The sequence below is a fragment of the Microcystis sp. M109S1 genome, from assembly GCF_020247025.1.
In the GTDB taxonomy this organism is placed as follows: domain Bacteria; phylum Cyanobacteriota; class Cyanobacteriia; order Cyanobacteriales; family Microcystaceae; genus Microcystis.
In genome coordinates, this window is record NZ_JADBRW010000186.1 from 1 (window position 1) to 10,001 (window position 10,001).

Here is a 10,001-nt window from a genome sequence, read left to right on the forward strand (position 1 = left end):
CATTCCAACATCGTCGGGTTTGCTCGGTGACAGGTTGCCAATCCAGAACTCAACCCACCAGAGCGGCATCGCACTTTAACCCACAGCTTCAATAAATGTGCATGGTGCGTTCCCCAAAATCGATCGGTGGAGCAGTGGGAGTCACATTAGGGAACGCACCCTACAGCTGCCACACGGTCAACGGGTTCCACAATCGGAGGCGTCGCGTGCGCTTGCCATCTTCGACCACCGCTTCCCAGTTGCGGTAGGGCTGAGGTGGCTGGTACTTCCCCTGCCCTGGGTCGTACTGCCCCTCAACACCGGTAAGCGCCGACATCGAATTGGTCGCGGCGGCCTTGACACCATCGTCGGTGGCGCGAGAGCCCCCGAAGAAGTCGTTGCCCGGCCAAGAGACATGGTCCCAGGCGACCAAACTGTACAGGGCGCATCCAGAAAAATCGTCGCCCCGCTCCGCATAGGCGACCGGGTGGCACAGCTGCGACTTCTCCTCGTTCCCCGGCAGCCGCAGCGGACGGACTATGAACGATATGCCTTCAATCTCGACGCGGGCGTTTTCGCACTCGCTGTACGGGTCGAAGTAGACGGCCTTCAGGTTTGGAAGAGAGGTGCCGTGCTCGGTCAAGAGTCTCTGCAAAGCCATCTGCAAATGCGCGCCAAGTTGACCCCGGAACGGACCGGCGAACTGCCCGCAGCCGAGGCCCGGTACGGTCACGAAGGCGGATTGCGGCTTAGCTGCTCGGCAGTTTATATACCGGAAGACTGGCAAGAGTCTGCGCCGGTACAGGTTGTAGTACCCCTCTGTAGACAACCGCCCATCCGCCGCAGTCGCCTCGCTCCAATCGGCCGGGGTATTCCCCCAGCCATTACACAGGAGAGCGCCTGGAGTAAATACCAACATCGCCGAAAAGGGAGGTGCGTGCGGCGTCGGGGAACGATGGTTGCCGTCGTCGAAGACGGTCACCGGTACAGCGATCGAGATATCGCCCAGTAGACCGAGTTCGGTCAGGTTCCAATCGGAGCCGTCTCCGGACACGGCCATCTCGGCGAAGATCTGAGGTCGCTTGGTGTCGAGCAACTTGCCGAGAAGCTCCAGTTCTGTCAGTGCTTGAAGGTTCGAGTCCTGGAGGCGCTCACGCAGACAGTCTCCAGGTTGTGTCCGGCTGGCTCGCAACCTTTCCAGGTAGTCCGAAGCACGGGCCACGGTCTCCCCTGGAATGATGATGGAGTACTTGGGGGCGATAGCGTCGCCCGAAGTGTGGATGGTCATCAACGTCGCTTCCTTCGCCGAACTAAATATTATACGGAAACTTTCTCTATAACACTCTCCGGGGTAACGATATGGGTCAACCTTCTGTATAACAATCCATTTAGGCGTGATCACAAGAAGTTTTCCCCATATCACGCCCAAAAGCTTGTTAGCCAGATTAGCATATTGCCAAAAACCTTGTTAACTAAATTCCTGACAATAAGCTAAAATAACGGGAGTTTTCCGGGATTCTAGGAAGGTAGAAACTAAGCACATCAAAGCTTTTAGCTTAACCAATTAGGTTTTAGATTCGGCCTTTGTTATCAGATGTGGGTTTTCAGTTCACCGATTACTGATGACTGTTTACCGATCACTGAACAAACCCCACACCCCACCTCTCCGAACATTTGTCAAGACTGGGAGCGAAAAAGCCGCGTTTGTTCACACAGCTTAATTAAGAGTTGTAACTTTTAATGAACAGGAAGAGAGTCTAGGGCTGAGAGCTTGCTATAGTGAATCCTAGCCGTTTTTTCACGGCTGGTCATTATCATCTCAGAGCCTTTACTCGTCTCAATCATCATCCCAGAGTAAAACCAATAATCCCTATGGTCAGCACGATCCAAAAACCAGAATTCGAGGAAATCCGTCCGGGTATAAAAGTTCCCGCTAAAGAAACGATCCTCACTCCCCGCTTCTACACCACTGATTTTGAAGCGATGGCGGAAATGTCGATCGCCGCTAACGAGGAAGAACTGAAAGCGATTTTAGAGGAATTCCGTACCGATTATAACCGGCATCACTTCGTTCGCAATCAAGAATTCGATCGCTCTTGGGAGCATATTGATGGCGAAACCCGCCGCTTATTCGTGGAATTTCTGGAAAGATCCTGCACGGCTGAATTTTCCGGCTTTCTTCTCTACAAAGAACTCGGCAGACGTTTAAAAAACAGAAATCCCCTCCTCGCGGAATGCTTTAACCTCATGTCCCGGGACGAAGCGCGTCACGCTGGATTCCTTAATAAGGCTTTATCGGATTTTAACCTCTCCCTTGACTTGGGATTTTTAACCAAAAGCCGTAACTACACCTTCTTTAAACCGAAATTTATCTTCTACGCCACCTATCTTTCCGAAAAAATCGGCTACTGGCGCTATATCACCATTTATCGTCATCTCGAACAACATCCCGAAGATCGGGTTTATCCGATTTTTAACTTCTTCGAGAATTGGTGTCAAGACGAAAACCGTCACGGGGACTTCTTTGATGCGATCATGCGCGCGCAGCCTGATATTCTTAATGATTGGCGCGCTCGTCTCTGGTGTCGTTTCTTCCTGCTTTCGGTCTTCGCTACTATGTATCTCAATGATACTCAGCGTTCTGGTTTCTACGCCATTCTCGGTTTAGACGCTCGCGAGTACGATAAGTATGTAATCGAGAAGACCAATGAAACCGCTGGCCGCGTCTTCCCGATTGTTCTCGATGTGGATAGTCCTGAATTTTATGATCGCCTAGAGATTTGTGTTGGCAATAACGAGGGATTACGGGCGATCGATAGCGAAAACAGTCCCGCACCGGTTAAATTCCTGAAGAAATTGCCTATCTTCGCCTCTAACGCTTGGCAATTCCTCAAATTGTACCTGATGAAACCGATTCGGGTCGATAAATTAGCTGGTAGCGTCCGTTAAAAAGTTTGTTTTCTTGAGACATGGTGAGGGTGGGTTAAACCACCCTTTTTTTGTCGATAAAATTCTTAAGAAAATCCTCTAACATTTGTATCCTCGCTAGACTGGATCCTAGGGGTGTGAACTAGGTTTTTACTTTTTACTTTTCACTGTCAAAAATATGGCTATTTATAGTGAATTACCCACAGGACAAAGTCTCTATCTCAATAATCAAGGGATGCAGACGATTGTAACTCTCGCTAGTGGTGCTGTGGGACAACAACAGCAGTCTAGCAGTAGTTTTGCTACGGGAGTTTGGACAAAAGAACCCCAAATAGAGATAATTCCCCAAGGGGCAATTATTGAAATTATCACTGAAACCGGACCCCACAGAATCCAAATTCAAGGAAGCAGTATCGGTTTTTCCTCTCCTCATACCTCTGGAGTTTCTCAGTCCTCTCAATCGACCACTGCTACCAGTTTCTCCTCCTCACCGATGCAACCGATGCAACCGATGCAACCGATGAAAATGGGTAATATGTCGATGAATTTTGCCCCCATGGAAATGCAAATGGGAGATATGAAAATGAGCATGGGAGACACAAAAACCGTCAGCAAAGTCCGATTTTGTCGTCAATGCGGGGCAAAAGTAGCGGCAACCGATCGCTTTTGTAGTAGCTGTGGTCATCAGTTACAGCAATAGGCAGTCAGCTAGATAGGTAAAACCTGTTTAGCTGGATTCACAAGAACTTTTGGGGCAAAATTCTGTTTATCTTGGCTGAATTGGAGGGGAATATATCCCCTGTCTGGTTTTAATCTGAACTGAGGTTAACCACAGCTAATTCTAATGTTTGCCCTTCCTTTTCTAGCTCCTTTTTGCTAAAACTTAACACTTCATCCAGACAATCAATTACTACCGTATCCCCTTCCATAAAAGCTTGTTCGAGAATTTTTGTGGCTAAAGGATTCTCTAACTCCCGTTGGATAGCGCGTTTTAAAGGCCGCGCACCGTAGGTAGGATCGTAACCAACAGTAACGATATGATCTTCTGCTGCCGCAGTTAATTCTAGATTGATTTTTTGTTCTGCTAATAATCTTTCCAGACGCTGTAATTGCAGACGAACAATGTAACGCAATTCTTCTTTTTTGAGGGTATGGAAAATAATTAAATCGTCGATACGATTCAAAAATTCGGGACGAAAATGACTCCGCAAAGCTGTTAAAACCCGTTTCCGCATCTCCTCATAATCGGCATCTTCGGAAACATTTAAAATATGGTCACTGCCAATATTACTGGTCATCACGATAATCGTATTCCGAAAATCCACCACGCGCCCCTGAGAGTCGGTAATGCGCCCATCGTCAAGCACTTGTAATAAAATGTTAAAAACATCCCGATGGGCTTTTTCCACTTCATCCAATAAAACCACAGAATAGGGACGACGACGCACCGCTTCCGATAGTTGTCCCCCTTCCTCGTAACCCACATAACCCGGAGGCGCGCCGATTAACCGTGAAACCGCGTGTTTTTCCATGTATTCCGACATATCGATGCGAACCATGGCCTCCTCGGAGTCGAACAGTAACCCCGCTAAGGCCCGCGCTAACTCGGTTTTACCCACTCCTGTAGGTCCCATAAATAGGAATGAACCAATCGGACGGGAGGGATCTTTCATTCCCGCGCGCGCTCGTCGAATCGCCGCTGCTACTGCCGTGACCGCTTCATTTTGTCCGACAACTTTTTTCTGTAAATGAGACTCTAATTCTAATAATTTTTGTCGTTCCGATTCCATTAAACGATTGACGGGAATTCCTGTCCAACGGGCAACTATTTCGGCAATATCGGCATCAGTTACCTGTTGTCTTAACAGGGTAGAACCTGCCGCTTGAATAGTTTCTAGTTCTTTTTCTTTTACTTCTAATTCCCCCTGTAAAATTTCTAGTTTGCCATACTTTAATTGGGCCGCTTTATTGAGATCATAAGCCCGTTCCGCCTGTTCCACCTGTAGGCGCAATTGTTCCTCTTCCTCTCGCAATAATTTAATTTCCTCGGCGATATGTTTTTCCGTTTGCCATTGGTCAGCGAGGGGCTTTTGTTTACTTTCTAATTCCTCAATTTCTTCGATAATTCTTTCTAAACGCTCTTGAAAAGCTCGATCTTTTTTCTCCTCTTTTTCTAAGGAGAATTTTTCCATCCGTAACTGCATTAAGCGACGATCTATCATTTCCAAATCGGCGGGTTTAGTGGTACTTTCTACCTCTAATTTGGCCGCCGCTTCATCGACTAAATCGATCGCTTTATCTGGTAAAAAGCGATCGCTAATATAACGATGGGATAAGGTAGCTGCTGCCACTAAGGCCGAATCGGTAATTGTCACCCCATGATGCAGCTCATAACGTTCTTTTAAACCCCGCAGAATTGAGATAGTATCCTCCACGGAAGGTTCCTTAATATAAACCTGTTGAAAACGTCTTTCTAAAGCGGGATCTTTTTCAATATGATTGCGATATTCATCTAAAGTTGTCGCCCCAATACAGCGCAATTCTCCCCGAGCTAACATAGGTTTTAATAGGTTGCCCGCATCCATCGATCCCCCTTCCCTAGAACCCGCACCGACAACGGTATGTAGTTCATCGATAAAGAGAATAATTCGCCCTTCTGATTGGGTAACTTCTTTCATAACTGACCGCAATCTTTCCTCGAATTCGCCTCGATATTTTGCCCCAGCGATTAAACTTCCCATATCGAGGGAAATTAACTGACGATTTTTCAAAGATTCGGGAACATCTCCGTTAACAATCCGTTGAGCTAATCCTTCAGCTATAGCGGTTTTTCCTACCCCCGGTTCACCGATTAAAACCGGGTTATTTTTCGACCGTCGCGAGAGGACTTGTACCACCCGTCGAATTTCTTCATCGCGACCGATAACCGGGTCTAATTTGCCTTCTTTGGCCGCTGCTGTTAAATCCCGGCCATATTTATCTAAAGCTTCGTATTTTTCCTCTTGATTGGGTTCAGTAACCTTTTGAGTGCCGCGAATAGCTTTGATAGCTAATTCTAAATCTTGGGGGTCAAGATTGAAGGTGCGTAAACATTTCCGGCCAACCCTTTCATCTTCGGCAAAACCGACGAGAAGATGTTCGACGGAGATAAATTTATCTTGCCAACTTTCCCGGGATGCTTCCGCTCGATCGAGCAGCAGATCGAGACCACGACCTAGGTATAATTGATCGACGATGGCCACTTTCGGCTGTCGGTTGGTGAAGACTTCTAGCTGTTGTTGCAGTCGCGGAATTTCAATATTAGCTTTTTGTAAAATCCGGGTGGCTAGACCGTTATTCTGCTCTAGGAGGGCAATAATAACGTGTTCCACCTCTAAGGTCTGATTTTTAAAGCGTCGCGCAATTTCTTGCGATTTAACAATCGAATCCCAAGCTTGTTCGGTAAATTTATTCGAGTCTGTGGGTTGCATTCTGCACCAATGAGGAAAGCCAGTGTCAGAGGTCTAGTATAGCAAGGAGTCTCGATCGATCACAAAGTTCCAGGAGCCACAAAAGCTCTGACTTATTTATCACTATTACCTAATTCCGTTAAAGCAGTCCCGGTGAGACGACAAATTTGCCACTCTTTGAAGACCTTAGCCCCCATTTTTCCATAAAAATCGATCGCCAGTTGATTCCACTCTAAGACAGTCCATTCTAAAAGTCCTGCATCCCTAGCGACGGCAATTTTAGCCACAGCAATTAGTAAAGCTTTCCCGATACCTTGACTGCGATAATCGGGTAAAACGAAGATATCTTCTAGGTAAAGCCCCGGTTTAGTGATAAAGGTGGAATAGTTAGCAAAAAATAGGGCAAAACCGACTATTTTACCCTCTACTTCCGCCACCAATGCTTCGATGTAGGGTTTTTCTCCGAATAAATGATCCCCTAAAGCTTGACTATTTCCTGTCATTAAATGGCTGAGTTCTTGATAGGCTGCTAAGGCAACAATTAAGTCAAAAATAGCCTTGACATCGGTAGCAACGGCAGCACGGATGGAATAATTCATGATTGCTGGTCAAATCTTGATTTTAATGCTGATGATGTTTATGGGGAGATTCAGCAGGGGGGGAATTAAGATTGGAAAAATGGCCGTTATTTAATCCCATCCCAACGCTACCAATACTGAAAAGTCCCATAGAAACAAAACCGGCCGCAATTGTCCCCATGGCCACGGTTCCAATGGAAACCACTCCCATAGGAACAATACCGATGGAAATAACGCCCATGGGAACAATGCCAATAGAAATTATACCAGTGGGGGCAATACCGATCGACAACCATTTTCGCCCGGAATTACCGCAACTATTCTCTTTTTCTTGACCTAGATTGGAATCCATGCTTTTAATCCCGAAGATGCTTTGAGCCTTCCCATCCTAGGTTAGGGGTAGAATTCTTGTCAAAAGACCGCCAGTCAAAAGGAAAGTTAATTTTTTATAAAAACTATTGACTTTTCATCTCAGTTATGTATTGGCGGGATACCAGCCGCGTCGAGAATTTTCGGGACTAAATCCTCCCGTTTAATCGCCATGATGTGGACACCTTGACATAACTGCTGGGCTAATTTTATTTGTTCGGCGGCGATTTTGATGCCTTCTTCGAGAGGATGAGCTGCATCGGCGAGTCTTTGAATGATCTGGTCGGGAATTTGTACCCCCGGCACATTTTTATTTAAAAATACGGCATTTTTAGCCGATTTTAACAGAAAAATTCCCGCTAGAACTGGTTTATCGGCGAGGGATGCCACCTGCTGCATAAACTTATCAAGGCACTCGAAATCCGTAACTAATTGACTTTGAAAAAACTGCGCTCCTGCTTCGATTTTACGCTCAAAACGGCGTTGAAGACCAGACCAACTTTTTGACTGCACATCGACGGCAGCCCCGGCAAAAAGTTCTAGAGGTCCATCAGGTAAAGATTTATCGTTAAAGTCAAAACCTTTATTCAATTTATCGATTAATTTTAACAAACGTACCGATTCTAGGTCAAAAACTGCCCTAGCTTGGGGATGATCTCCTGCTTTGACGGGATCTCCAGTTAAAGCTAGTATATTTCTCAATCCTAAAGCATGAGCGCCCATTAGGTCTGCTTGTAATCCGATCACATTGCGATCGCGACAGGCCATTTGACAGATGGGTTCAATGTCGTGTTGATAGAGAATAGCGGAGGCTGCCAGAGAGGACATTCGCACTACGGCGCGACTGCCATCGGTAATATTAGCCGCATGAACGCGATTTTTTAGCCAGAGGGCCATTTCTAGCATATGACTGGCATTACCACCTTTCGGGGGAGTAATCTCGGCTGTAATCAAAAATTCTCGGTCTTGAACCGCGCGTCGTAAACGAGTAGTCATCGAGTTATCTAGGGTTTAATCATAAATTCTATAGTAGATTTAGCCCGAAAATCACTCGGAGGGAAGGAATGATCATCGGGCTGCGTGCTTTATACTGGTCAGTGTCAGTGCCTAGCTGATATCTAAGTTAGCTGGCAGGAAAAATTTTCTAATGTAGTATAATACACGGACAGTTTAACCAAATTCGTTTACAAGTGTAAAGGACAACCGATTCGATCGAGCGATCATGCAAACTCTTTCTCGTTTACCTACTAAAGACAAAGGCCTAATCATGCCCCATCCCCTCAAAATCGTCGCTTTAGGTGATAGCCTTGTGTATGGCTATGGCGACCCTGTGGGTGGCGGTTGGGCCGAGCGCCTACGTCGTTTGTGGATGGAAAGTGCCGGTCATGCCCTGTATAATTTGGGTATTCGCGGCGATCGAGTGGTACAAGTGTCCGAACGTTTAGAACAGGAATTTCGTCTCAGAGGGGAAATTCGCAATCGTCTCCCTGACCTGATTCTTCTCTCCGTCGGTGTTAATGATACAGCCCGCTTGGGCCGGCCCGATGGTCGCACCTACACCGATCACGATCTTTTTCAAACTCAAATCGAACATTTACTCGCCCGGGCCCGTTCTCTTTGCCCGGTTTTGTTTATAGGTATGATTCCCGTGGATGAGCGGAAAATGCCCTTTTTAGATTGCTTTTACTTCAACCATGGCGATCAGTATCGTTTTAAAGAAACCACTAAACAAGCTTGTCTAGAGCAAAATATTCCCTATCTCGATTTATTTGATCTCTGGATGGACCGGGGTGATCTGTGGTGCCAAGAAAGATTAATGGCAGATGGACTTCATCCCAATGTGCAAGGCTATCAATCAATTTTAGAGGATATTTTAAACTGGTCGCCCCTCACCTCCTTTGTCGGTGTGGATGGTTTTATCTTAAATGTCGGGTGAAGACCCTCAGTTTCACTGACGGGATGAAACCCGACCAATATAGAACAGCGAAGCACCACTAAATCCTTGACAGTTTTGTGCTGGATATGTTAGCATAAAGAAAGTTGTTTGAGGTCGATAAACAATGATTGTCTTAGAAATGAAAGCCGTGGTTAAACCAAGTCAGTGTTCTGCCATTGATGAGGCTATTCGTACAGTACAATTCATCAGAAACAAAGCATTAAGGCTTTGGATGGATGCCAAGAGAGAAGACAAAATCGATAAATATTCTCTCAATAAATATTGTGCAGTTCTCGCCAAACAGTTCAAGTTTGCGGATGACCTTAACTCTACAGCTAGACAAGCATCAGCAGAACGGGCTTGGTCAGCTATTGCTCGTTTCTATGACAATTGTAAGAAAAAAATAAAAGGTAAAAAAGGTTATCCTAAGTTTCAGAGAAATAATCGTTCTGTGGAATATAAAAACTCCTGAGGTCAACTATCAGAGGATAGAAAGAAAATTACTTTTACCGACAAGAAAAACATCGGAACGGTTAAACTGAAAGGAACTAGAGACTTAAACTTTTATCCTATAGACCAAATTAAACGGGTAAGGATTGTCAAACGTGCTGACGGTTATTGTGTCCAATTCTGTATTAATTTAGATGTTCGGGAATATGCAAAACCTCTTGAACCTACTAAAAAATGTGTAGGGTTGGATGTGGGATTAAAAGTTTTCTATGCTAACAGCGATGGAGAAACGGTAGAAATACCGCAATACTA

The 10,001-nt window shown here is 45.8% G+C and carries 8 protein-coding genes and 1 pseudogene; 4 read left to right on the forward strand and 5 right to left on the reverse strand.

All coding sequences use genetic code 11. From position 1 onward, the window contains the following. Positions 1–160 precede the first annotated feature (160 nt). Positions 161–1,267, reverse strand: coding sequence for a hypothetical protein (locus tag IM322_RS09000; protein WP_287675613.1), 1,107 nt, complete (start codon positions 1,265–1,267; stop codon positions 161–163). 584 nt (positions 1,268–1,851) lie between these two features. Here IM322_RS09000 and acsF point away from each other — a divergent pair. Both acsF and IM322_RS09010 read left to right on the forward strand, forming a co-directional pair. Then, the gene (gene acsF, locus IM322_RS09005; RefSeq protein WP_287675612.1) at positions 1,852–2,928 is read left to right on the forward strand and encodes a magnesium-protoporphyrin IX monomethyl ester (oxidative) cyclase; all 1,077 of its coding nucleotides are present in this window, start codon (positions 1,852–1,854) and stop codon (positions 2,926–2,928) included. A gap of 157 nt (positions 2,929–3,085) precedes the next feature. Then, positions 3,086–3,607, forward strand: a complete 522-nt coding sequence (locus tag IM322_RS09010; protein ID WP_287675611.1) for a zinc ribbon domain-containing protein — start codon at positions 3,086–3,088, stop codon at positions 3,605–3,607. Positions 3,608–3,716: 109 nt separating this feature from the next. Here IM322_RS09010 and clpB read toward each other — a convergent pair whose 3' ends face one another. The 4 genes from clpB to IM322_RS09030 all read right to left on the reverse strand — a co-directional run bounded on the left by clpB (position 3,717) and on the right by IM322_RS09030 (position 8,299). Beyond that, complete coding sequence (gene clpB / locus IM322_RS09015; protein WP_287675610.1) at positions 3,717–6,377, reverse strand: ATP-dependent chaperone ClpB; 2,661 nt, start codon at positions 6,375–6,377, stop codon at positions 3,717–3,719. 92 nt (positions 6,378–6,469) lie between these two features. After that, a complete protein-coding gene (locus tag IM322_RS09020; RefSeq protein ID WP_287675609.1) occupies positions 6,470–6,955 on the reverse strand; it encodes a GNAT family N-acetyltransferase in 486 nt (161 codons plus the stop codon). Positions 6,956–6,977: 22 nt separating this feature from the next. Next, entirely contained in the window at positions 6,978–7,286 is a 309-nt protein-coding gene (locus tag IM322_RS09025; RefSeq protein WP_002781238.1) for a hypothetical protein, read from the reverse strand. A gap of 119 nt (positions 7,287–7,405) precedes the next feature. Beyond that, positions 7,406–8,299, reverse strand: a complete 894-nt coding sequence (locus tag IM322_RS09030) for a methylenetetrahydrofolate reductase (protein WP_286826742.1) — start codon at positions 8,297–8,299, stop codon at positions 7,406–7,408. Between the two features lie 226 nt (positions 8,300–8,525). Here IM322_RS09030 and IM322_RS09035 point away from each other — a divergent pair, with 226 nt between their 5' ends. After that, positions 8,526–9,239 carry a GDSL-type esterase/lipase family protein gene (locus tag IM322_RS09035; RefSeq protein ID WP_286826744.1) on the forward strand — a complete coding sequence of 238 codons (714 nt, stop codon included), beginning with the start codon at positions 8,526–8,528 and terminating at the stop codon, positions 9,237–9,239. Positions 9,240–9,363: 124 nt separating this feature from the next. After that, positions 9,364–10,001, forward strand: a pseudogene (locus IM322_RS09040) (RNA-guided endonuclease InsQ/TnpB family protein); the annotation flags it as partial.